The sequence below is a fragment of the Mesorhizobium kowhaii genome (genome assembly GCF_003253745.1).
Classification (GTDB): domain Bacteria; phylum Pseudomonadota; class Alphaproteobacteria; order Rhizobiales; family Rhizobiaceae; genus Mesorhizobium; species Mesorhizobium kowhaii.
Genome location: NZ_MZXV01000013.1, coordinates 1,214,278 through 1,237,709, shown reverse-complemented (window position 1 = coordinate 1,237,709; position 23,432 = coordinate 1,214,278). Strand labels below are relative to the sequence as shown.

Genomic DNA, 23,432 nt, shown 5'->3' with positions numbered 1-23,432 from the left:
ATGTCACAGTAGCCGTGCAGGCAAGAGAACCTGCTCCTTCCGCTTCAAGGCGGTTTACCTCCGGCCCCTTCCGCTGCGCCACCCCCGCATGGCGGAAGGGGTTTCAGTCCGTCAGATGGCGTCGTTTTCCCAGCGGTCGAGGAAAGCCTCGATCGGCATTTCCTGCATGTCGGGAACCGCCCTGGCGAGCTTTTCGACCGGCCAGTCCCACCAGGCGAGCGCTTCGATCCGTGCCGCGACAGCGGCCGGGAAGCGTGGCCTGAGCGGTCTGGCCGGCACCCCGGCGACGATGGCGTAGGGCGGCACATCATGCGTCACCACCGCATTGGCGCCGATGACGGCGCCATTGCCGATGGTGACCCCGGGCATGATCACCGCACCGTGGCCGATCCAGACATCATGGCCCATGGTCACGGCTTTCGCCTGCCGCCGCGCGCGGAATGCGGCGTCGACGCCCAGCCAGCGAAAATACTCGTTCGGCCGGTAACTGACCTTATGCTGGGTCAGCCGCTCGATCGGGTGCTCCAGCGCGTTGATGCGGCTGTTGGAGGCGATCGAACAGAATTTGCCGATCGTCGTGTAGATCGCTTCAGCGTGGCGCTCGAAATAGGAGAAGTCGCCGACCGTCACCTCGCGCAACACCACCCGCTCGCCGATCGAGGCATAGCGGCCGAGCTTGCAGGCCTTCAGTTCCGCGGTCGGATGGATGCGCGGCTCGGAATCCTTCGGGACGAGATTTTCGGAACGGTCCATGCGGGCGGCTTTACCCCCGAGCGATTGGTCCCGCAAGTCGGGAGCAGTTGTCCGTCTACCAATTGTGCGGAGGAGTTCGACCCACCCTATTTCGGCTTGCCGTTGGTCCACACCACGTTCTGGCCGTAGAGCGGCACGGTGGTGACCGACATCTTGGCCGAGCCGTTCTGCACCTGGCGCGAATGCGACAGGTAAATCAGCGTCTCGTTGGCCTTGTCGTAGATGCGGTTCACCACCTGCTTCTTCCAGATCAGGCTGATGCCTTGCTTGAACACCTCCTCGCCGCCTTCGCTCATGTCGATGGCGCCGATGGTGATCGGGCCGGTCTGGCGGCAGGAGATCGAGGAATCGGAGGGATCCTCGAACCAGTTGCCCTTGTGCAGGCGATCGATGATGCCGCGATCGAAATAGGAGACGTGGCAGGTGACGCCCTCCACCTTCGGATCCTTGATCGCCTCGACGATGATGTCGTTGCCGAGCCAGTCGACACCGACCTTGCCGACTTCATCGGCGAAGGCCGTGCCAGCGCCAAGGACAACGCACGCGGCCAGCGCGCCGCCGATCAGTTTTCGCCCAATCAGAGCTTGCAAGGGAGCCTCCTGCTTCGAGTTGCCGGTCACAGGTGGGGCGAACAGCCCGGCTTTGCAAGCAGATACGTCAACACCAATGCGGTTGCGGCAACGCGGCACTTTGCCTGGGCGGGGTAGAACCGCTAAGAGACTGTTTCGAAATTCGCTCTGGTGAGTCATATGATGGTGGTTTCGAGAACCGTAGCGCAGCGGACATTTGGTCCGTGAGCAACGGAAGCGCAGAAAACGCCATCAGATGGCCACCAGAGTAGAATTTCCAAACAGGCTCTAAGACTGTCGTGCTGGCGCGGCATGTGGCCGGCGCCCCGATGATTTCGCGGACGGACCTTACTGATGATGCGTTCTATTCTGGTCGGCATTCTCGTCCTGATGGCGGCCGGCATCGGCTGGCTGACCTTCGACTGGTACCGCGGCCACTATGGTGGCGAGCCCTTCGGCGCCGCCTTCACGCTGGTCGACCAGAAAGGTGCGCCGATCACCGAGGCCGCCTTCAGGGGCCAGCCCAGTGTCGTCTTCTTCGGCTTCACCCATTGCCCCGAGGTCTGCCCGACCACGCTGTTCGAACTGGCCGGCTGGCTGAAGACGCTCGGCGACGACGGCAAGAACCTGCACGCCTATTTCGTCTCGGTCGATCCGGAGCGCGACACGCCAGATGTCATGAACAGCTATGTCAGCAATTTCTCCGACCGCATCGTCGGCATCACCGGCGACCCGGACAAGGTCCATGCCATGGCCAAGTCGTTCGGCATCTACTGGAAGAAGGTCGACACCGGCGACGGCGACTACACGATGGATCACACCGCCTCGGTGCTGCTGCTCAACGCCAAGGGCGACTTTGCCGGCACCATCGCCTATGGCGAAAGCCCTGACACCGCCATTGCCAAGTTGAAGCGATTGGCCGCGGGCTGACGCATGATCCCGAAAAGTGGGAACCGGTTTTCGGACAAGATCATGCTCAAACAAGACACATAATCCATGACCCAGACGCGGCTTCATTTCATTACCGGAAAGCTCGAGGCGGACAGCATTTTCGCGGCGTTCGAGGCGGCCTTCGAGGATGAAGGCCTGCCGATCGCCGTGCTGGAGGTCGACGAGGATCGCGACATCTACGAAGTGTCGCTCTATGCCGATGGCGACGTCGATGCGGTCGAGGCGCGGGCCAAGGACATCCTTGTCGGCCTTTCCATACCAAAGCCTATCGAGCGCGAATCCCTGCCCGATATCGACTGGGTGGCGCGCTCGCTGGAAGGCTTGAAGCCGGTGCGCGCCGGCCGTTTCTTCGTCCACGGCGCACATGACCGCAGGAAGCGCCACAGCGGCGAGCTTGCCATCGAGATCGAGGCGGGCCTTGCCTTCGGCACCGGCCACCACGGCACCACCGCCGGCTGCCTCGAAATGCTGGAAAGGGTCATGCGCCGCGAACACCCGCGCAATGCGCTCGACCTCGGCACCGGCAGCGCGGTGCTGGCCATCGCTGTCGCCAAGCTGGCGCACATTCCGGTGCTGGCCACCGACATCGACCCGGTGGCGGTGAGAGTGGCTGCCGCCAATGCGCGGCTCAACCACGTCAAGGCAATGGTGGAAACGGTGACTGCGCCGGGCTTTCACCATCCGATCTTTGGCAAGTGCGCGCCCTTCGATCTCATCGTCGCCAACATATTGGCACGGCCGCTGATGCGACTGGCGCCGCAAATGGCGCAGCATATTGCGCTTGGCGGCTCGATCGTGCTGTCAGGCATCCTCGACCGCCAGCGCGACGCCGTCGTCTCGGCCTATGTCGGCCAGAATTTCCGCCACGTGCGCACCTTGCACCGCGAGGGCTGGGTGACGATCCACCTCAAGCATTGAGGCAGACAAGCCGGCAACGACCCAGCTTGGACCAAAGCCAGCCGGTTGTCAGTCAAGCGACGCTGTAGCAGGTTGCGGCAGCTGGAAATCGATTCCGATTTTCAAGCTCATGCGCTACATCAGCGCCGAATTCAGGGAGGCCCAAAATGTTCCAGACCTTCGATTCCGCGGGCGACCCGGCAGTCGGTAAGCCGCGCGTTGCGCTGCTGCGCCAGTGGCTGGCGGCCAACGGGCTGGACGGCTTCATCGTGCCGCGCGCCGACGAACATCAGGGGGAATATGTCGCTGATCGCTCGGCGCGGCTGAAATGGCTGACCGGTTTCAGCGGCTCGGCCGGTGTTGCCATCGTGCTGCGCGACCGCGCCTTCGTCTTTGTCGACGGGCGCTACACGCTGCAGGTGCGCCACGAGGTCGATCTAGACATCTTTTCGATCGAAAGCCTGGTCGACAACCCGCCAGCCGCCTGGCTGAAGGACAATCTCGGCAAGGGAGCGCGGCTAGGCTTTGACCCGTGGCTGCACACGATCAGCGAGGTCAAGGCGCTGCAGGCCTCGGCCGACAAGACCGGCGCGGTGCTGGTGCCACTCGACAAGAACCCGATCGACATCATCTGGAAGGATCAGCCCGAGGCGCCGGTGGCGCCGGTCGAACTCCACCCGATCGGCTTTGCCGGCGAGCTCGCCAAGGACAAGCTGGCGCGGCTGGCAACGGCGATTGCCAAGGACGGCGCCACCCATGCGGTGCTGACCGACCCCTCCTCCATCGCCTGGGCCTTCAACATCCGTGGCGGCGACGTGCCGCACACACCGCTGGCGCTCGGCTTCGCCATCCTCGCTGCCGACGGATCGCACCAGCTTTTCATGGACCGGCGCAAGTTCTCGCGCCAGGTCGCGGCCTATCTCACGCAGCTCGCCGAGCCGCATGAACCCGGTGAATTCGAGGCGGCGATCGTGGCCCTTGCCAAGGGTGGCGCGAAGATCGCCCTCGACCCGGTGCTGGCGGCCGACAGGCTGCGCATGCTGGTCGAAGACAATGGCGGCACGGTGGTTGCCGCAGCCGACCCCGCCCGCATTCCGCGCGCCACCAAGAACCAGGCCGAGATCAACGGTTCGCGCGCCGCGCATCGCCGCGATGGCGCCGCGGTGGCGAAGCTTTTGTGCTGGCTGGAGCGCCAAAAACCCGGCTCGCTTGATGAGATCACCGTGGTGACCAAGCTGGAAGAGGCGCGGCGGCGGACCGGCGAGGAAACCCAGATGCCGCTGCGCGACATCTCATTCGACACCATTTCCGGCGCCGGCCCGAATGGCGCCATCATGCACTACCGCGTGTCACGCGCCACCAGCCGCAAGCTGCAGGCCGGCGAGCTGTTCCTGCTCGATTCCGGCGGCCAGTATCAGGACGGCACCACCGACATCACCCGCACGGTGCCGATCGGCCAGCCGACCGAGGAAATGCGCGAACGCTTCACGCTGGTGCTGAAAGGCATGATCGGCATCTCGACGCTGCGTTTCCCCGCCGGCACGCGCGGCTCGGAAATCGACGCCGTCGCCCGCATGGCGCTGTGGAAGCACGGCTGCGACTTCGCCCACGGCACCGGCCATGGCGTCGGCTCGTACCTGGCGGTGCATGAGGGCCCGCAACGCATCGCCCGCACCGGCACCGAAAAGCTGCTCGAAGGCATGATGCTGTCCAACGAACCCGGCTACTACAAGGAAGGCTCCTACGGCATCCGCATCGAGAACCTGATCCTGGTAACGCCGGCGGAAGAGGTCGAAGGCGGCGACATCGCCATGCACGGCTTCGAGACGCTGACGCTGGCGCCTATAGACAAGCGGCTGGTGCGCACCGACCTGCTGACACGCGATGAACTGCACTGGCTCGACACGTACCATGCCCGCGTGCTGGCCGAGATCGGGCCGATGCTCGACGGCGAAACGCTGGCCTGGCTGGAAAAGGCCACCGCGCCACTGCCGCACGATGCGAAGATCTGAAGACGTGCCGGCGTGGAGTCCGTGTCCGATAGGACGCGGCGCTTAACCGACCAGATGCCGGCCAATGATCAACACGGCTGCACCAACCAGAAACATTGGCAGAAGCCCACCGCGCAGCGATACTGCGCCGGCGAGCCCCAGCGCAGCCCATTCCACCGGCCCGGCCCCGAGCGCGGCCGGCGCCACCAGCGTTGTCAGCACTGCTGCTGGTACAGCGTTCAAACCCGCCTCGACGCGCGGATGCACATGTTCGAAACGCGAGAGCACGAGGTGCCCGCCTACGCGCGTGGCATAAGTGACCAATGCACCCGCGAGTATGATCCACAGTGTCGTGCTCACAGCGCCGCTCCACGCTTCGGCATTGCAGCGGCAAACACAATTCCAGCGGCGGCACCAATCGACACATGCCAGGGTGAGCCGACAAATTTGTAAGCCAGGATAGAGGCGGCAGCGCTTATCAGGACGACCGGCAACCAAAGCGGCCGGTCACGAAATTCGGTCACCAGTCCGAGAAAATAGATGGGTAGCAGGAAGTCGAGGCCGATCGCATGCGGGTTGGGTATCAAGCCGCCAAACGTCGCGCCCGCTGCTGACAGCGCCACCCAGAGAATGTAGATCGGCAGCGCCATGCCCATATACCAGACGAACGTCACTTCTTCACCGCGCTCGCTCTTGACCTCCGCCTCGGCATATTGCGGATCGACGAGGAAGAAGTAGGCAATCGCTTGCTTGATCGGCGGCCAATGCGCAAGACGCGGGCCAACCGACGCCGAATAAAGCACGTGCCTGAAGTTTACCGCGAAGATCGAAAGCACGATCAGCCAAGGCGCGACCTGATGGCCGAACAGCTCAATGCCGACCATTTGACTGGCGCCGCCATAGATCGTCGCACTCATCAGCGTCGCTTCAGTCACGGACATGCCATTGTCAACCGCGAGCGCACCAAAGAGCAACGCAAAGGGCGAAGCCGCAACCACGGTCGGAATGCTCGCCCGGACGCCAAGCCAAAAATCGCTGGCGGGAGAATTTTCGGTCAAGGCCTCTGCTGACATCTCACGTTCCTAGGTCGCGCCGACATGTAGGTGTCTGCGATTGAAAAGTCAGTCGAATTCGCTTGAGCCGATAAATCAGCGAAACTGATGTCATGGACCAACGCCCAGCATTGGCTCAAACAACCAGAAGCTGTATGATTCTTCGGTCGTTTGACCGGAACAAACCGTCGTCTGTTGAGGGCAGGCCCATGAACGGCATAAACCACCTCGTTTTGGCAGCTCACGATCTCGACGCGCTTCGTTCTGCCTACAGCGAACTCGGTTTTACTCTGACCCCGCGCGGTCAGCACCCATTCGGCACCGGCAATTCGATCATTCAGTTGCACGGCAACTATCTGGAACTTCTGTCAGTCACGATTCCGCAGGACGTTGTCGAGCATGGAGAAGGCAAATTCTCCTTCTCGGCTTTCAATCGCGACTATCTGGCCCGACATGAAGGATTCTCGATGACGGTGCTGGATACGTCGGATGCCGCCGCCGACAGAGCGGCCTGGATGGCAGAAGGGTTGCGGACATATCAGCCCTTCGAATTCTCCCGCATGGCAAAGATGCCGACCGGCGAGGACGTTCGCGTCGGCTTTTCGCTGGCTTTCCTGTCAACGCCGGCGGCACCGTGGTTCGGCCATTTCGCTTGCCAGCATTTCCGGCCGGAATATTACGCGCAGCCACAATATCTTGGGCACGCCAACTCGGCGCAGACGGTTCGCGACGTCTGGCTTTCGGGCAAAGATGCACTTGAGCTTGCTGAGCATATGCGGGCTTTTACGGGCGTGGCTGCAGAAAAGGGAAGCGCAGGCAGCATTGTCTTCAATACCCTCACAGGGGCCATCATTTTGGCCAGCCCGCAGGCTTTTGAAGATGCCTTCGGCATGTCACCTCCCCACCCTGATGACGGCCCCCATCTTGCCGGACTGACCATCAGGTGCCGAACGCTCGAAACCTTCATCGATCTCGGGCTGCCGTGGGCCGGCAGTCGGCTCGTCCTGTCGCCGACGCGGGGCTTCGGAACTGCGGTCGCCTTTTCGACTTAACACCGCCCTGCAAGCGGTATGACTCATCTGATCCGTCTCGGCATCAGCTGACGACGAGCGAAGAAATATGAAGTGTGAGTTGTCTATTTCTCGGGGACCTTGCCCTCGATCGCCCTGCCCCAGTCGAGCAGCGGCCTGGCGCGAACGGTAAAATCGACGAGTTCGTCGACCAGCTCCGCCATATGGATTCCCGCCGGGTCGATCACATGCTGGACGACAAAATGCCGGTTGCGGATGGCCTCTGCCAGATCGGGTTCGCTGATATGCTCGAAGCCGCGTGGCATACGCTTCATGCAGCCTTCCGTCTCGAGTTCAAGGCTGTTTTTCTTCAGTGCCTTTACCACGGCGCGAAACTTGTCAGGTTGCGTCGCGATGGTTTTGCGCATCGCCAGCAGCAGCGCCGGCTCCGGCTGCCACCAGGCGACGTCGGCAAAACAGCGCTCCAGCCCGATATGCACGTAGAACACGCCCTGCTCCATCTTGGTGCCGTCGGGCGACAGGATTGCCGACAAATGCCGGTTGTAGGGCCGCTTGTCCTTGGCGAAGCGCACATCGCGGTTGATGCGGAACAGCGACTTCTTGCGATCGCCGCGCAGACCGAGCCCTGCTGCCGCGAACCGCTCCGTGAGCGTTTCGACCAGATCGCCGAAGGGATCGCGCAACTCCTTTTCGAACAGGTCGCGGTTTTCCAGGAACCACTCCCGGCTCTGATGGAAATCCAACGCCTTCAGGAACGGAATGGCCTTTGGGCCGAAACCCTTGAATGCACCTTCCATCACGCCTTGCCGATCCGCACCAGCCAGGCGTCCTCGTCGATCACCTCGACGCCGAGTTCGCTGGCGAGCTTAAGCTTGGAGCCGGCACCCGGCCCGGCGACCACCAGATCCGTCTTCGCCGAAACCGAGCCTGCGACCTTCGCGCCGAGACGTTCGGCCATCGCCTTGGCTTCCGGACGCGTCATCTTCTCCAGCGTGCCTGTGAACACGATTGTCTTGCCCGCGACCGCGCTGTCGGCCGAGATGGTCACGACATATGGCTTCGGCTTGACCTGCTTGAGCAGCGCATCCAGCACGTCGTCATTACGCTCGTTGCCGAAGAAATCGCGAAGCGCGTCGATCACCGTGTCGCCGATGCCGTTGACCGATGGGAAAACGGTATGCGGATCGTCGGCCGCCGCTGTCTCCTTGCCGACGCGGATCAACTCCTCGATGGTCGAGAAGGTTTTGGCAAGCACAGCGGCCGTGGTTTCGCCGATATGGCGGATGCCGAGCGCGAAGATGAAACGGTCCAGTTCCGGTTCGCGGCGCGAGTCGATGGCAGCGAACAGCTTGTCGAGGCCTTCGTAATTGCGGTCCTCGACGCTGCGTACATTCTTGCGCGTCTTGCCCGATGCGGCCTCGCGCTGCCTGGCCTGCTCCTCACGCCGCTCGGCAAGCGCCTTGGTGACGGCAGGACGGCGATCCCTGAGCGTGAAGATATCGGCGGCTGTCTTGATCAATCCCGCGTTGAAGAAGGTGTCTATGTTTTCCGCGCCGAGGCCTTCGATGTCCAAGGCACCGCGAGACACGAAGTGGCGCAATCCTTCCACGGCCTGCGCGGGGCAGATCAGTTCGCCGGTGCAGCGGCGGCGGGAATCTTCCTTGCCGGTCTTCTCGTTGATCTCGCGCGTCGCCGGCGAGCCGCAGATCGGGCAGGTGTGCGGGAACTCGTATGGCACGGCATCGGGCGGACGCTTGTCGATGACGACGCTGACGATCTGCGGTATGACGTCCCCTGCCCGCTGGATCACCACCGTATCGCCGATACGCACGTCGATGCCGTCGCGGATCGGCTGGCCCGTGCTGTCCAGACCCTTGATGTAGTCCTCATTGTGCAGCGTGACATTTTCGACCACGACACCGCCAACCGTGACCGGCGCCAGCCGCGCAACCGGCGCCAGCGTGCCGGTGCGGCCGACCTGGATGTCGATCTTCTGCACGGTCGTCATCGCCTGTTCGGCGGGGAATTTATGCGCAACCGCCCAGCGCGGCTCGCCAGTGACGAAACCCCATCTGCGCTGCAGCTCAAGCTGGTCGACCTTGTAGACGACGCCGTCAATGTCGTAGCCCAACGAAGAGCGCTGCTCCTCGATCCGATGATAATGCGCGATCAGCTCCTCGGCCGACTTCGCCCGCACCATCAGCGGACTGATCGCGAAACCCCAATCCTTGAACTTCTGCACGGAGCCGTACTGGGTCGGAGCGGGATCCTCCGACGTATAGCCCCAGGCATAGGCGAAGAATTTAAGGTTGCGGCTGGCGGTGACGGACGGATCCTTCTGGCGCAAGGAACCGGCCGCCGTGTTGCGCGGATTGACATAATCCTGGCCGCCAACCGCCGCCGAGCGTTGCTTCAGCGCCTCGAATTCCGCGTAGGTCATGTAGACCTCGCCGCGTATCTCGATGACCTCTGGCCAGCCCGAGCCCTTCAGCTTCGCGGGAATGTCGGCGATCGTCCTGAGATTGGCGGTGATGTCCTCGCCGACGGCGCCGTCGCCACGCGTTGCGCCCTGCACGAACACGCCGCCCTCATAGCGCAGCGAAGCCGACAAACCGTCGATCTTCGGCTCGGCCGTGAAGGCGATGTCGAGATCCTTGTCGCGATCGAAGAACCGCCGGCCGCGTTCGATGAAATCGGCGACATCCTCGTCGGTATAGGCCTTGGCGAGGCTGAGCATCGGCACCGCATGGCGCACCTTGGCGAAGCCTTCCGCCGGCGCAGCGCCGACCCTGCGCGACGGCGAATCCTCGCGCACCAGCGCCGGAAAGCGCTGCTCGATGGCAAGGTTGCGCCGTGTCAGCGCATCATATTGCGCGTCGGTGATTATCGGCGCGTCCTCGGTATGGTAGCGCCGGTCATGCTCGGCGATCTCTTCCGCCAGGCGCTTCAGCTCGGCTTCGGCTTCGCTTTCTGTCAGGGCATCGGCTGGTTTTTCGGACATGGTTTCAGACCCGGCTCAACAGTGTATGTCGCCCAAAAGTGCGCAGCAGTTTTGGGACAACGACATGCATAGAAACAAAGACCTAAAGCGCGTCGCGTAAATCCGATTCGACGCGACGCGCTTTAGTGGTCCGCGACCATAGATCAGCTTTCGGATTCAAGGGAGCAAAATTCTGATAAAACCGCGCCGAAACAGCGGGATGGCGCCACAAGCTGACTCTGTTGCCAAGTCCGGATTTTGCCAGCCTGGCGAACCGTGCGCCGTCAGGACGCGGCGGTGTTCTCGCGCAGCAGCCGCTCGGCCGCCGCACGCGCCTCGTCGGTGATGGTGGCGCCGGCGAGCATGCGCGCGATCTCTTCCTGCCGCGCCGGACGGTCCATCTCGGCAATGCCAGTCGCGACGCGGTCGGCGCCGCCCGACTTGGAGATCAGGAAATGCGTCGCCGCGCGCGCCGCCACCTGCGGCGCATGCGTGACCGACAGCACCTGAACGCGCTTCGACAGCCGCGCCAGCCGCTGGCCGATGGCGTCGGCGACAGCGCCGCCCACGCCGGTGTCGATTTCATCGAAAACCAGCGTCGGCGCCGAACCACGGTCGGCCAGCGCCACCTTCAGCGCCAAAAGGAAGCGCGAAAGCTCGCCGCCGGAAGCCACTTTCATCATCGGCCCGGGCCGCGTGCCTGGATTGGTGCGCACCCAGAACTCGATCTGGTCGATACCCTCTTCCATGCGGCTCTCGGCCTCGCTCTCCATCTCGACGATGAAGGCGGCGCGTTCGAGCTTCAGCGCCGGCAATTCGGCCATGACGGCCTTGGTCAGACCGACCGCCGCCGCATGACGAAGCGAGGACAGCTGTGCGGCGGCAATGTCATAGGTCTCGCGCGCCGCGGCAGCCTGCTTTTCCAGCCCGTGCAAGCGTTCCTCGCCGGCATCGAGATCGGCGAGATCGGCCGACATCGTGTCGCGCAATTGCGCCAGGTCGTCGACGGCCACGGTGTGCTTGCGTGATGCGGCGCGCAGCGAAAACAACCGCTCCTCCGCCTTCTCCAGCCGCTGCGGATCATATTCGGTGGCGCGCAGTGCTGCCTCGACCCCCGATTGCGCGGCGTCGAGCGACAGCATCGCCTCGTCGAGCGACTTGACCACGTCGTCGAGCAGGCCCGGCGCTTCGGTCACCTTGCGTTGCAAGCGTCTGAGCAGGCTCGCCAGTTGCGGCAAGGGCGAGGACGGGCCGGACAGCACATCTTGCGCATCATGGATTTCGGAAGCGATCTTCTCCGCCCGCATCATCGATGCGCGCAGCTCGGCGAGATCGGTCTCCTCGCCCGGCTGCGGATCCAGCTTCGTCAGCTCCGCCACCGCCGCACGCAGATAGTCGGCCTCGCGCGCGGCCGCCGCCACCTTGGCGCGGTGACGCGACAGCTCCTGCTCGCAGGCGCGCCAGTGCCGCCATGCCTCGCCGGTCGAGCGAACCGCGCCGAGATGGCCACCGAAGGCGTCGAGTACATCGCGGTGCGCGCCGGGATCGACCAAGGCGCGTTCGTCGTGCTGGCCGTGGATTTCGACCAGCGCGCGGCCGACATCGCGCATCAGCGTGACGCTCGAGGGCTGATCGTTGACGAAGACGCGAGTACGGCCATCGGCCGTCTGCAGGCGGCGCAGGATGATGTCGCCGTCATCGTCGATGGCGTTTTCGGCGAGCAGTGTACGGGCCGGATGGTTGCGCGGCACGTCGAAGACGGCGATGACCTGGCCCTGCGCCGCGCCATGGCGCACCAGCGACGCGTCGCCGCGCGCGCCGAGCGCCAGCGACAGGGCATCGAGCAGGATGGATTTGCCGGCGCCGGTTTCGCCGGTCAGCACGGAAAGACCCGGCTGAAAGTCGATATCCAGCTTCTCGATCAGGACGATATCGCGGATCGACAGTCTGGAAAGCATCAGAACCCGGACCTATTGCATGTCGCCCAAAAGTGGACCCGGTTTTGGGAGAACGACATGCACAAAAACAAAAGACTTAAAGCGGCACGCGACCATCTGGAGTCGCAGCGCCGCACTATCTTTTTGTTTGAGCGCCGGATCAATCCGAAAAAGCGCTTCGCACGCTTCGGTCCAATGCTCTGGGTCAGGCGCCGCCGGTGATCATCTTCCCGGCCTTGGATATCCATGAGCCGGCATTCTCGCGCGGCGCAAGCCCATTGCTCTGCAGTAGCTTGTAGGAATCCTTGTACCACGGGCTGTCGGGGTAGTTGGTGCCGAGCACGGCGGCGGCGGTCTGCGCCTCCGAGGTCAGGCCCATCGCGTAATAGCTTTCGGTCAGGCGGGCCAGGGCTTCCTCGACATGGCGCGTGTTGGAGTAGTTCTCCACCACGGTGCGGAAGCGCTTGACGGCTGCGATGTACTCGCGGCGCTCGAGATAGTAGCGGCCGATCTGCATTTCCTTGCCGGCCAGCTGATCGTTGGCGAAGCGCATCTTTTCCTTGGCGTCGTCGACATATTCCGATGTCGGCCAGCGCGTCACCAGGTCCTGCATTGTCTGAAGGGTCTGGCGCGCTTCCTTCTGGTCCTGCGTCACATCCTTGATCTGGCGGTAGTAGCTCAAGCCGATGATGTACTGCGCGTAGGCCGCGTCATCGGTCGACGGATAAAGCGTGAGATAGCGCTTGGCCGAGCCGATCGCCTCGTCGTAATTGCCCTGGCGGTAGTCGGCGAAAGCACCCATCACCATCGATTTGCGGGCGAATTCCGAATAGGGATGCTGGCGGTCGACGGCATCGAATTTGCGGCTCGCCTCTTGCAGGCGTCCTGCATTCAGATTGGCAAGGCCCTGATTGTAGAGAACATCGGCCGGCTCGGTCTGGTCGACATAGGTCGACAGGTCGATATCTTTCTCCGACGACATGCAGGCCGACAGGAAGAGCGATGGAACAACCACCGAAAGCGCCAGGAAAACAGCCCGCTGCGGCGCTTTCGATTGACCAACTCGCTTGAAGAACATGATTGGATTCCGCCCTTTCGGCGTTATTTCAATGCGTGTTGCATGCCGTTGTCCCAAACTTGGTCCCCACTTTTGAGCGACATGCACTAATCGAAGGCAGCAGCCATAAACCATAACCGCCTTGCCCGGCAACGCTATCGCCGGCCAATCGCACATTTTTGTGGCGATCGGACGCTGCTTGAAAATCCGTGCAATTTCACCAACAGGTGGTGCATTCGTGCAACACCTCTACCCGCCATGGAATCCGAAAAAAGTTAAGAAAATCAAATCATCCAGGGCGCGTAGAGCGGCGCGTTGACGGCGTTCATCTCGGCGGAGCGGCCACGCTCGCGGCGCGTCGTCTCGACGATCTCGAATGCCGTGCGATCCGACAGCAGCCGGCGCAGCGCAGCGGCATTCATCCTGTGGCCACCGCGATAGGAGCGGAAGCAGCCGATGAAACGGGCGCCGGCCAGCGCCAGGTCGCCCATGGCATCAAGCGTCTTATGGCGGACGAACTCGTTGGGATAGCGCAGGCCGCCCATGTTGATGACGCGGTTGTCGTCACCGATCACCAGCGAATTCTCCAGCGACGAGCCGAGCGCGTAGCCGGCGGCCCACAGCCGCTCGACGTCCTTCATGAAGCCGAAGGTGCGGGCGCGCGCGAGGTCGCGGCGGAAAATATCGGCGTTGAGGTCGGACGCGAACAGCTGCCGGCCGATCGCCGGGCTTTCGAAGTCGATCTCGATCTCGAAACGGGTGCCGTCATAAGGCTTGAACTCCGCCCACGAGGCGCCGTTCTCGATGCGAACCGGCTTAATGACCCTGATATAGCGTCGCTTGACCGACAGCGTTTCAACGCCTGCCTGGTCGATGGCTTCGACGAACGCCATGGCGCTGCCATCGAAGATGGGAACCTCGGAACCGTCGATCTCGATGGCGACATTGTCGATGCCGAGCCCGAACAGTGCTGCCATGATGTGCTCGACCGTGGCGATGTGTTCGCCAGCGGGATCACCAAGCATGGTGCACAGGTCAGTGGCCCCGACTTCGGAAACCAGGGCGCGGAATTCACGGCCCTGCTCTGCGCCATTGAAGAGCTGGAAGACGATGCCGGTGTCGGCATCGGCCGGCATAAAGCTGACGGAAACTTCCTTGCCGCTGTGGACGCCGGTGCCGGTAAGCGACACGCGCGTCTTCACTGTCGTCTGATAGTCGTGCAAGACAATCCCCATAAGCCCGTAATGCCTAGGTCCGCTTCTCCAGCCCGAGGGCGCGGCTCTTGTTGAAATCGGCAGGCAGGGCGACTTTCCCCCGAAAACCCGGCAAACCGACCATGGTAGGCAGCGAAGATAGTGTCGAGGGAGGGAGACTCCAAATCACGGTTTCTTACTCTTTGTAACCGCGAACCGGATCCTGCACGTCTCTGTAAGTGATTGAAAACACAATACTAAAAACGTTAACAGGCAAGCAATTCCTTGCCTGCCTGTTAACAATCGTTAAAGCTCGTTTACCGATCAGTTGGCCTGGCGGCGCAGGAACGCCGGAATCTCCAACTGATCGTCATCCTGAGTCGGCCTGACCTGCGGAGTCAGGCGGCCCTGCTCGTCCAGTTGACCGCGGCGCGGCGCGTAGAGCTGCGCGTCTTGGCTGGCAAGTCGGCGCACTTCGGGCGCTGCCTGGCGCAGCTTGGGTTCGCGCGGCTGCGCCGGCTGCAGCCGTGCAGGCTCTTCCTCGCGACGGGTCAGGCCGTTGGTCAGGCGCTTCAGAAGGCCCATCGGTCCGCTGTTGTTCTCGTGGTCGACCGGGCGGCTCTTGGCATCCACCTCGGCCTTGACGACCGGCGGAAAGTCCTCGACGCGCGGCATCCGCTGCGGCGCCATCGCAACCGGCTGCGGAGCTTCACGCTGCAGCATTTCGCGCGGCTGCTGAGCCGGCTGCACCACTGGCTGCGGCATCGGCTGTGCTGGCGGCGCCTGGAAGATCTTGCTCTGCGGGCGGAAATCCTCTGCGTGGGTAACGGGAGCCGGACGAGCTTGCGCCATGGCTGCGGCATTTGCTTCGGCCAGTTGGATGGCCTCGGCGACCGGGTCGACGGCGCGCGGTTCGTAAGCTGCCTGCTGGACCGGCGCCGGGCGGCTTTCCACCGCGGCGACGGCCGGCCGGCTGACCGGCTTCGGAGGTGCGGTGCGGATCGAGATCGGCGCTGCGGCGATTTCAGCCGCCGACTTGTCGATGCCGGTGGCAACCACCGAGACGCGGATGACGCCTTCGAGTTCTTCGTCGAAGGTGGCGCCGAGGATGATGTTGGCATCCTGGTCGACTTCCTCGCGGATGCGGGTCGCCGCTTCGTCGACTTCGAACAGGGTCAGGTCGCGGCCGCCGGTGATCGAGATCAGCAGGCCCCTGGCGCCCTTCATCGAGGTCTCGTCGAGCAGCGGGTTGGCAATGGCAGCCTCAGCGGCGGCCATCGCGCGGCCCTCGCCCGAAGCCTCGCCGGTGCCCATCATCGCCTTGCCCATCTCGCGCATGACCGAGCGGACGTCGGCGAAGTCGAGATTGATCAGGCCTTCCTTGACCATCAGGTCGGTGATGCAGGCAACACCGGAATAGAGCACCTGGTCGGCCATGGCGAAGGCGTCGGCGAAGGTGGTCTTGTCATTGGCCAACCGGAACAGGTTCTGGTTGGGGATGACGATGAGGGTATCGACGCATTTCTGCAGCTCTTCGATGCCCAAATCCGCCGTCTTCATGCGGCGCTGGCCTTCGAAATGGAACGGCTTGGTGACGACACCGACGGTGAGGATGCCCTTTTCGCGGGCGGCACGCGCCACGACCGGAGCAGCACCGGTACCGGTGCCGCCGCCCATACCGGCGGTGACGAAGCACATATGGGTGTTGGACAGATGATCGATGATCTCGTCGATGCATTCTTCCGCCGCCGCGCGCCCGACTTCCGGCTGCGATCCGGCACCAAGGCCTTCGGTGACATGGGCGCCGAGCTGGATCAGCCGATCGGCCTTCGACATGGTCAGCGCCTGCGCGTCGGTGTTGGCCACCACGAACTCGACACCGCGCAGACCGGCGGTGATCATGTTGTTGACGGCATTGCCGCCGCCGCCGCCGACACCGAACACGGTGATGCGCGGCTTAAGCTCGGTGATGTCCGGCTTCTGCAGATTGATGGTCATTGTCTCCGTCCTTTGCCTTTCACGCCGCTTCGCCGCAGCGGCCGCCTATGGGGCTGTCCCCGTCAATTAGAAACTGTCTCTCAACCACTGACTCATGCGATGCAGTTTTCCGCCCGTTCCGGTCATCCTGAGACCGGAAATTCCTTTCGCCGGATGGCTCTCGAAGCTTGCCATCTGCGGATAGATCAGAAGCCCCACCGCGGCCGAGAAGGCCGGTCCCTTTGCCGCTTCCGGCAAGCCGGCCACGCCGAGCGGGCGGCCGATGCGCACATTGCGTCCGAGGATCCGGCGCGCCGCCTCCGGCAGGCCGGCAAGTTGGCTGGCGCCGCCGGTCAAGACAACACGCTTGCCCACCGCATTGCCGTAGCCGGATTTGTTCAGCCGGTCGCGCAGCAGTTCGAGCGTCTCGTCGATGCGCGCGCGCACGATGCGCGTCATCACCGAGCGCGGGATCTGCAGCGGCACGTCACCGTCGTCGCCGATCGGCTGGATCGAGACCAGGTCGCGGTCGTCGGCGCTGCCCGGCAATGCCGAGCCATGCATCACCTTCAGCCGCTCGGCAGCGTCGAGTGAGGTCGACAGGCCCTTGGCCATGTCCAGCGTGACATGGTTGCCGCCGATGGCAATGGCATCGCCATGGACGAACTTGCCTTCCGAAAACACCGAGATGGTCGTCGTGCCGCCGCCCATGTCGATGCAGGCCGCACCCATTTCGAGTTCGTCATCGACCAGGGCAGCCAGCCCGCTGGCATAGGGCGTCGCCACCATGCGCTCGACCGAAAGGTGCGAACGGTTGATGGAAAGCTCCAGATTGCGCATCGGCGCGGCGTCGCCGGTCAAGACATGCATGTCCACACCGAGTGCGTCGCCGACCATGCCGCGCGGATTACGCACGCCGCGCTCGGCATCGAGCGAGAAGCCGACGGGGAGCGAATGGATCACCTCGCGTTCGGCCTTGAGTGCCTGCTTGGCGCCGGCGCCGAGCACTCGCTTGATATCGGCCTCGTCTGCCTCGTGGCCGCCAAGGTTGATGGTGGCCGAGAAGGCTTCGCTCTTCAGCCGGCCGGCGGTCATGTTGACGATCAGCGAATCGACCGTCAGCCCAGCCATGCGCTCGGCCGCGTCGACGGACAGACGGATGGCATGCTCGGCGCGGTCGAGATCGACGACGACACCCGATTTCACGCCTTGCGACTTCTGATGGCCGATGCCGATCACCTGGATCCGGTGCGAACGGCCGCGCAACAGCTTGCCGTCATCGCTCGGCTTCAGCTTGGCCACCATGCAGCAGACCTTGCTCGAACCGACATCCAGCACCGTCAGGGTGCCGGACCGGCGCGACGAGGCATCGCCATGACCGCCAAGCCAGCTCATATCTTCGTCTCCGGCTTGCGCTTCAGGCTTTTTGGTTTTTCGTTGAGGGCGGCTTCGCGCTGCGTCGCCGCCTCGGGCGTCAGCTGCACGACCAGCCTGTCGGTCAGGCGCATGTCGACGGCAGCGATGTCGCGCGACAACAGCCCCTTGTCCTGGTCCATCTTGACGAGCTCGGCGATCGCCTGATCCTCGCCATCCTCGGGAAGCTTGACGGTGATGCCATTGTCCAGCTTGAGGTCCCAGCGCCGTTCGCCGACGCGGACATAGCCTTTGATCCGGTTCGCCAGATCTGGGTATTTTTCGACCTTGGCCAGGAAATCCGGCGCCTTGGCCGGCGCGCCGACGCCGATCAGCAAAGGCAACAGCACCTGCTTGCCGCCGGAGAACGGCGCGATCACGGCGCCATCCTTCTCGATGACCGAGAGCTCATCGCCTTGCTGCCAGAGTGCGAAGGCCTCGCGCTCCTCGACGCGCACTTCCAGCGTGTGCGGATAGACCTTGCGCACCGCCGCGACCTCGATCCACGGCAGGCCGGAAATCCGTTCGCGCGCCGCCTCTGCGTCGAAACCGATCAGCGAGGTCCAGCCGTCGAGTTCGAGCCTGTCGAGGATGTCGATCTCGGAGGTCTGGCGATTGCCGACTACCTTGACCTGATCGACGGCAAAGCCGGTGCGAGCAGTGATGCTCTGCACGATGCCGTCGACGTGGCCGCCGAGATAGGCGCCATAGGCACTGCTCGAGGCAAGCAGTACGGCAGACATCATGGCCGCGGAGAAGCGCGGCGCCTGGAATTCACCAACCCCCAGGCGCGCCAGAACGCGCACCGGGCGGCGAAGCACACGCGGCAGCACGAAATGGTCGAACGACAACGGCAGGCCGAACAGCGCCGGCCCGGCCGCGCCCTTCCCCTCACCTTGTCCCCATTTCAACGCAGACACGAAGCGTCCTCCACCATCCAACTCAACAAATCGCCAAACGAGTGCCCGGCCTGGGCGGCGATTTCAGGCACCAAGGACGTCGGCGTCATACCCGGCTGGGTGTTGACCTCGAGCCAGACAACCTCGCCGTTTTCGGAATGCCGATCGTCATAACGGAAGTCCGACCGGGAAACGCCCCGACAGCCGATCGCTTGGTGAGCCTTGAGCGCCAGTGTTTGTATTTTTTGGTAAATATTCGGTGAAACTTTTGCGGGGCATTCGTGCTTTGATCCCCCAGCGACATATTTTGAATCATAGTCGTAGAAGGAATGACCGGTCGGGATGATCTCGCAGACCCCCAGCGCCACATCGCCCATTACGGCGCAGGTCAGCTCGCGGCCGTGGATGTAGCGCTCGACCATGACGGTATCGCCATATTTCCACTCGGACGAGCCGATGATCTGCGGCGGATGCGACTGCCCCTCATGCACGATGACGACACCGAAGCTTGAGCCCTCATTGACAGGCTTGACCACATAGGGCGGCTTCATCGGGTGCTTGCTCTGGATGGCGAAGCGGCTGGCGACCTTCGATTCGGCAACAGGGACGCCGACCGACTTGGCAACCCGCTTGGCCTGTTCCTTGTTCATGGCCAGCGCCGAGGCGAGCACGCCGGAATGAGAATAGGGAATGCCGAGATATTCGAGGATGCCCTGGATGGTGCCATCCTCGCCAAACGGGCCGTGCAGCGCATTGAAGGCGACATCGGGCCGGAGTTCGGCAAGCACAGAGCCGACATCGCGCCCGACATCGACGCGCGTGACCTGGTAGCCTTCCTTCTCGAGCTCATCGGCACAAGCCTTTCCCGAGGACAGGGACACGGGCCGCTCGGACGAGATACCACCCAGCAGGACGGCCACATGCTTGCTTTTCATTCCCCGTCATCCCCTCTCACGGCGGACCAAAAACCAAGATTTCCGCAACATTGAGTCCGAGTCTCCCGGCAGGTTGCCCCCCCAGACGGAAAAACGCGGGTAACGCGTCGAACGACTCAAATCAGGAAACGCTTTGGAGCAGAGAATCAGAGAGTTGATTCACTGGCAAGTACTTACGATTCCGAGAGATTCACTTTCTGAGAAAATGGATGCGAAAACCGCATCGTTGAGTCTTTGCGGCAACGGTCACGGGCTATTTTCGGCCTCGTTGAAGTTCATGCATCACGTGAACTTCAACACACGCTAGAGGAGTTGCCCGAGAAACTCCTGGACCGCATGCCCGGGCCGGAAATTGCCGATGCGCTTGATTTCCCATTGCAGCCGGATGCCCGAATTCTCCAGCACCCGCGTGCGCACCGTCTCGCCGAGATATTCGAGGTCGTAGCCGGTCGCGGTTCCCGTGTTGATCATGAAGTTGCAATGCATCGGCGACATCTGTGCACCGCCGATCATCAGGCCGCGGCAGCCCGCCTTGTCGATCTCCTTCCAGGCTGACGTGCCTTCGGGATTCTTGAAGGTCGAGCCGCCGGTCTTCTCGCGGATCGGCTGCACGGTCTCGCGGTGGTTCTGCACCGCATCCATCGCCGCCTTGATTGCTGTCTTGTCTTCGGCAAAGCCCTCGAACACGGCCGAGGTGAAGATCAGCCCGGACGGTGCCGCCGAATGGCGATAGCCATAGCCCATCTCGACATTGCTCAGCGTTTGCACATTGCCCTTGCGGTCGAGCGCACGCACCTCGACGACGCGCTCGCGCGTCTCGACGCCATTGGCGCCGGCATTCATCCGCAGCGCGCCGCCGATGGCGCCCGGAATGCCGTGATAGAAATGGAAGCCGCCAATGCCGGCTTCGAGCGCCACAGCGGCGACGCGCTTGTCGGGCGTCGCTGCCCCCGCCTTGATTGTGGTCGGCGAAATAATTTCGGCCTCGCCAAACCCCTTGGCCGAAAGTCTGACAACAAAACCCGGAATGCCACCGTCCCGGACCAGAAGGTTCGAGCCGACGCCGACGATGGTCAGCGGGATCTCTTCGGGAACGGCTTTGAGGAACGCCGCGAGGTCGTCCTCGTCGGCCGGCTGGAACAGCACTTCGGCCAGCCCCCCGGCGCGAAACCAGGTGATCTTGTCCATCTCGGCATTCGGCGTCAGGCGGCCACGCAGGCCGGCAAGCCGGTCGCCAAGTCTGTCGATCAGGGCCTGGCCGTGCATCATGAGACCGTCCCGCCAAGCTCCTTGGGCAGCGCATAGGCCCATTGGGTGATGTTGCCGGCGCCGAGGAAAACGACGAAGTCGCCGGGCTTGGCCAGATCACGGATGATTGGCGCGATTGCTGCCGGACCTTCGATGTAGCGCGCGTCGCGATGGCCGCCGGCGCGAATGCGCGACACCAGCGCATCCGATGTCACGCCTTCGATCGGCTCTTCGCCGGCCGCGTAGACCGGCGCCACCATCACCGTGTCGGCGTCGTTGAAGCAGGTGGAAAACTCGTTGAACAGATCGTGTAGCCGGGTGAAGCGATGCGGCTGGGCAATGGCGATGACGCGGCCCTTGGTGGCGCTGCGCGCCGCCTTCAGCACCGCCGAGATCTCGACCGGGTGGTGACCGTAATCGTCGAACACATCGACGCCGTTCCACGAACCGGTATGGGTGAAGCGGCGCTTGACGCCGGCGAAGGACGACAGGCCCTTCTTGATCGCCTCGGCGGACAGGCCGAGCTCATGCGCGACAGCGATCGCCGCTGTCGCGTTGGAGACGTTGTGACGGCCGGGCATCGGCAGGCGCAGGCCGGCGATCGTCGTCTGGCCACCGCTCTTGCGGTTGCGGATCACCACGTCGAATTCCGAGATGGCACCCACCATCCGGTGGTTGGTGAAGCGCACATCGGCCTGAGCATTCTCGCCATAGGTGATGACGCGGCGATCCTCGATGCGACTGACCAGCGCCTGCACTTCCGGGTGATCGGTGCACATCACGCCAAAACCGTAGAACGGCACGTTCTCGACGAACTGCCGAAACGCCTCGCGCACCTTGTCGAAGCTGCCATAGTGGTCGAGATGCTCGGGATCGATGTTGGTGACGACGGCGATCTCGGCCGGCAGCTTGAGGAAGGTGCCGTCGCTCTCGTCGGCCTCGACCACCATCCACTCGCCGTCGCCCATGCGGGCATTGGTGCCATAGGCATTGATGATGCCGCCATTGATGACGGTCGGATCGAGCCCGCCGGCGTCGAGCAGCGTGGCAACCATGGAAGTCGTCGTCGTCTTGCCATGCGTGCCGCCGATCGCCACCGCCTGGCGAAAGCGCATCAGCTCGGCAAGCATCTCGGCACGGCGCACGATCGGCAGCAGCTTCTCGCGCGCGGCCTTCAGCTCGGGGTTGGTTTTCTTGATCGCCGTCGAGACGACGACAACCTCGGCATCGCCGAGATTTTCGGCCTTGTGGCCGACGAAACATTCGATGCCCTTGTCGCGCAGCCGCTGCACATTGGCGCTGTCGGCCTGGTCGGACCCCTGCACCCTGTAGCCGAGATTGTGCAGCACTTCGGCAATGCCGCTCATGCCGATGCCGCCAATACCGATGAAATGCACAAGGCCGATGGTCTGCGGCATCTTCATACGTGCGTCCCCTTCCTGAAGTCTGAAACGGTTTTTTGGGACGCAATAGCCTCTGTGAGATCGGCGAGCAACCGTGCCGCGTCGGGCCGGCCGGCCGATTTCGCTCCTGCCGCCATGGCCGCCAGGCGCTCAGGGCTGTCCATCAGCCCGCCGAGGAGGGTCGCGATGCGCTCGGGCGAAAGCGAGGATTGCGGGTGCACTTCGCCACCTCCGGCGGCGGCAAGGGCCGCCGCATTCGCCGCCTGGTCGTGGTCGAGCGCATAGGGATAGGGCACAAGCAGCGCCGGCCGACCGATGACAGCGATCTCCGAGACGGTCGAGGCGCCGGAGCGCGAGATCACCAGATGCGCCGTCGCCATGCGCTGCGCCATATCGGTGAAGAAGGGCGAGACTTCGGCGGCGACGCCAAGTGCGGCATAGGCCGCCTTCACCCGCGCAACGTCATCGGCGCGTGCCTGCTGGGTGATCACCAGCCGTTTGCGCTGCGCTTCGGACAGCATGGCGATGGCCGCCGGCACTGCATCGGAAAAGAACTGGGCTCCCTGGCTGCCGCCGAACACCAGCAGCTTGAACGGCTCCTCCCCGGTCGATGCCGCATAAGGCGTCTTGGCCGCTTCCAGCACGGGAGGCCGGACCGGATTGCCTGTCGTCACCGTCTTGGCGCCGGCTGCACTGGTGTCCTGCGGCAGGAACCCGCCGGCAATCGCGTCGACACGCCCGGCCAGCGCCCGGTTGGCGCGCCCCATCACCGCGTTCTGCTCATGGATCAGCGTCGGCACCTTGCGCCGCGTCGCCGCATAGAGCGGCGGCAAGGTCGGGTAGCCGCCAAAGCCGACGACGGCATCCGGCTTGATCCTGGCGATGACGGCGGAGGCCTGGCGTACGCCGCGCCAGATTTTCCAGAAGGCACCAAGCAGGGCGATGGGATTCTTCGAGCCCATCGTCGCCGACTGGATCGGATGGATGGCGGCCGCCGGGAAATGGGCAGCGAACCGCTCGGCGCGGTCGTCGGTGGCCAGATGCACCGTCCAGCCGCGCTCGTTCAGCTCGTGCGCCAGGGCTTCAGCCGGGAAGAGATGCCCCCCGGTTCCACCCGCAGCGAGAAGGATGACACCCCTCGCCATA

Annotated in this window: 21 protein-coding genes; 5 read left to right on the top strand and 16 right to left on the bottom strand. The window is 63.4% G+C overall.

The window, feature by feature from the left end; translation table 11 throughout:
- Positions 1-111: 111 nt before the first annotated feature.
- Together B5V02_RS08625 and B5V02_RS08620 are read right to left on the bottom strand one after the other, a co-directional pair.
- The gene (locus B5V02_RS08625) at positions 112-753 is read right to left on the bottom strand and encodes a DapH/DapD/GlmU-related protein (protein ID WP_111543678.1); all 642 of its coding nucleotides are present in this window, start codon (positions 751-753) and stop codon (positions 112-114) included.
- Between the two features lie 86 nt (positions 754-839).
- Positions 840-1,334: a CreA family protein gene (locus B5V02_RS08620; protein ID WP_425374385.1), complete on the bottom strand. Its 495-nt coding sequence runs from the start codon at positions 1,332-1,334 to the stop codon at positions 840-842.
- A 342-nt stretch (positions 1,335-1,676) separates the two neighbouring features.
- On the opposite strand from B5V02_RS08620, the gene B5V02_RS08615 reads away from it, so the two are divergent.
- From B5V02_RS08615 to B5V02_RS08605, 3 genes are all read left to right on the top strand, one after another.
- On the top strand, positions 1,677-2,252 hold the full coding sequence (locus B5V02_RS08615) for an SCO family protein (RefSeq protein ID WP_111543677.1): 576 nt from the start codon (positions 1,677-1,679) through the stop codon (positions 2,250-2,252).
- A gap of 66 nt (positions 2,253-2,318) precedes the next feature.
- Positions 2,319-3,191, top strand: a complete 873-nt coding sequence (locus B5V02_RS08610) for a 50S ribosomal protein L11 methyltransferase (RefSeq protein WP_111543676.1) — start codon at positions 2,319-2,321, stop codon at positions 3,189-3,191.
- 146 nt (positions 3,192-3,337) lie between these two features.
- Positions 3,338-5,182, top strand: coding sequence for an aminopeptidase P family protein (locus B5V02_RS08605; protein WP_111543675.1), 1,845 nt, complete (start codon positions 3,338-3,340; stop codon positions 5,180-5,182).
- Between the two features lie 42 nt (positions 5,183-5,224).
- Here the strand turns inward: B5V02_RS08605 and B5V02_RS08600 are convergent, their stop codons facing one another.
- Together B5V02_RS08600 and B5V02_RS08595 are read right to left on the bottom strand one after the other, a co-directional pair.
- Positions 5,225-5,521, bottom strand: coding sequence for an AzlD family protein (locus B5V02_RS08600; RefSeq protein ID WP_111543674.1), 297 nt, complete (start codon positions 5,519-5,521; stop codon positions 5,225-5,227).
- Positions 5,518-6,234 carry an AzlC family ABC transporter permease gene (locus B5V02_RS08595; protein ID WP_111543673.1) on the bottom strand — a complete coding sequence of 239 codons (717 nt, stop codon included), beginning with the start codon at positions 6,232-6,234 and terminating at the stop codon, positions 5,518-5,520. Before B5V02_RS08595 ends, B5V02_RS08600 begins: the two co-directional genes overlap by 4 nt.
- 188 nt (positions 6,235-6,422) lie before the next feature.
- Between B5V02_RS08595 and B5V02_RS08590 the strand changes: the two genes are divergently transcribed.
- Positions 6,423-7,265: a VOC family protein gene (locus tag B5V02_RS08590; RefSeq protein WP_167458403.1), complete on the top strand. Its 843-nt coding sequence runs from the start codon at positions 6,423-6,425 to the stop codon at positions 7,263-7,265.
- Between the two features lie 83 nt (positions 7,266-7,348).
- Here B5V02_RS08590 and B5V02_RS08585 read toward each other — a convergent pair whose 3' ends face one another.
- The 3 genes from B5V02_RS08585 to recN all read right to left on the bottom strand — a co-directional run bounded on the left by B5V02_RS08585 (position 7,349) and on the right by recN (position 12,182).
- Positions 7,349-8,041, bottom strand: a complete 693-nt coding sequence (locus tag B5V02_RS08585) for a DUF2461 domain-containing protein (RefSeq protein WP_111543671.1) — start codon at positions 8,039-8,041, stop codon at positions 7,349-7,351.
- Positions 8,041-10,245, bottom strand: coding sequence for an NAD-dependent DNA ligase LigA (gene ligA / locus B5V02_RS08580; RefSeq protein ID WP_111543670.1), 2,205 nt, complete (start codon positions 10,243-10,245; stop codon positions 8,041-8,043). The genes B5V02_RS08585 and ligA overlap by 1 nt, the downstream gene beginning before the upstream one ends.
- A gap of 263 nt (positions 10,246-10,508) precedes the next feature.
- Positions 10,509-12,182, bottom strand: coding sequence for a DNA repair protein RecN (gene recN, locus B5V02_RS08575; RefSeq protein WP_111543669.1), 1,674 nt, complete (start codon positions 12,180-12,182; stop codon positions 10,509-10,511).
- 57 nt (positions 12,183-12,239) lie between these two features.
- Here recN and B5V02_RS40495 point away from each other — a divergent pair, with 57 nt between their 5' ends.
- Positions 12,240-12,383 carry a hypothetical protein gene (locus B5V02_RS40495; RefSeq protein WP_167458343.1) on the top strand — a complete coding sequence of 48 codons (144 nt, stop codon included), beginning with the start codon at positions 12,240-12,242 and terminating at the stop codon, positions 12,381-12,383.
- Here B5V02_RS40495 and B5V02_RS08565 read toward each other — a convergent pair.
- From B5V02_RS08565 to murG, 9 genes are all read right to left on the bottom strand, one after another.
- Positions 12,367-13,239: an outer membrane protein assembly factor BamD gene (locus tag B5V02_RS08565; RefSeq protein ID WP_111543668.1), complete on the bottom strand. Its 873-nt coding sequence runs from the start codon at positions 13,237-13,239 to the stop codon at positions 12,367-12,369. The genes B5V02_RS40495 and B5V02_RS08565 overlap by 17 nt on opposite strands.
- Positions 13,240-13,502: 263 nt before the next feature.
- A complete protein-coding gene (gene lpxC / locus B5V02_RS08560) occupies positions 13,503-14,453 on the bottom strand; it encodes a UDP-3-O-acyl-N-acetylglucosamine deacetylase (protein ID WP_111543667.1) in 951 nt (316 codons plus the stop codon).
- 282 nt (positions 14,454-14,735) lie between these two features.
- The gene (ftsZ, locus tag B5V02_RS08555) at positions 14,736-16,409 is read right to left on the bottom strand and encodes a cell division protein FtsZ (protein ID WP_111543666.1); all 1,674 of its coding nucleotides are present in this window, start codon (positions 16,407-16,409) and stop codon (positions 14,736-14,738) included.
- A gap of 66 nt (positions 16,410-16,475) precedes the next feature.
- The gene (ftsA, locus tag B5V02_RS08550; protein WP_111543665.1) at positions 16,476-17,783 is read right to left on the bottom strand and encodes a cell division protein FtsA; all 1,308 of its coding nucleotides are present in this window, start codon (positions 17,781-17,783) and stop codon (positions 16,476-16,478) included.
- Complete coding sequence (locus B5V02_RS08545; RefSeq protein WP_111543664.1) at positions 17,780-18,721, bottom strand: cell division protein FtsQ/DivIB; 942 nt, start codon at positions 18,719-18,721, stop codon at positions 17,780-17,782. Before B5V02_RS08545 ends, ftsA begins: the two co-directional genes overlap by 4 nt.
- A complete protein-coding gene (locus B5V02_RS08540; RefSeq protein ID WP_111543663.1) occupies positions 18,709-19,635 on the bottom strand; it encodes a D-alanine--D-alanine ligase in 927 nt (308 codons plus the stop codon). The genes B5V02_RS08545 and B5V02_RS08540 overlap by 13 nt, the downstream gene beginning before the upstream one ends.
- A 303-nt stretch (positions 19,636-19,938) precedes the next feature.
- Positions 19,939-20,904, bottom strand: coding sequence for a UDP-N-acetylmuramate dehydrogenase (gene murB / locus B5V02_RS08535; protein ID WP_111543662.1), 966 nt, complete (start codon positions 20,902-20,904; stop codon positions 19,939-19,941).
- Positions 20,901-22,307: a UDP-N-acetylmuramate--L-alanine ligase gene (gene murC / locus B5V02_RS08530; RefSeq protein WP_111543661.1), complete on the bottom strand. Its 1,407-nt coding sequence runs from the start codon at positions 22,305-22,307 to the stop codon at positions 20,901-20,903. The genes murB and murC overlap by 4 nt, the downstream gene beginning before the upstream one ends.
- The gene (gene murG / locus B5V02_RS08525; RefSeq protein ID WP_111543660.1) at positions 22,304-23,431 is read right to left on the bottom strand and encodes an undecaprenyldiphospho-muramoylpentapeptide beta-N-acetylglucosaminyltransferase; all 1,128 of its coding nucleotides are present in this window, start codon (positions 23,429-23,431) and stop codon (positions 22,304-22,306) included. The genes murC and murG overlap by 4 nt, the downstream gene beginning before the upstream one ends.
- Between the last annotated feature and the right edge of the window lies 1 nt (position 23,432).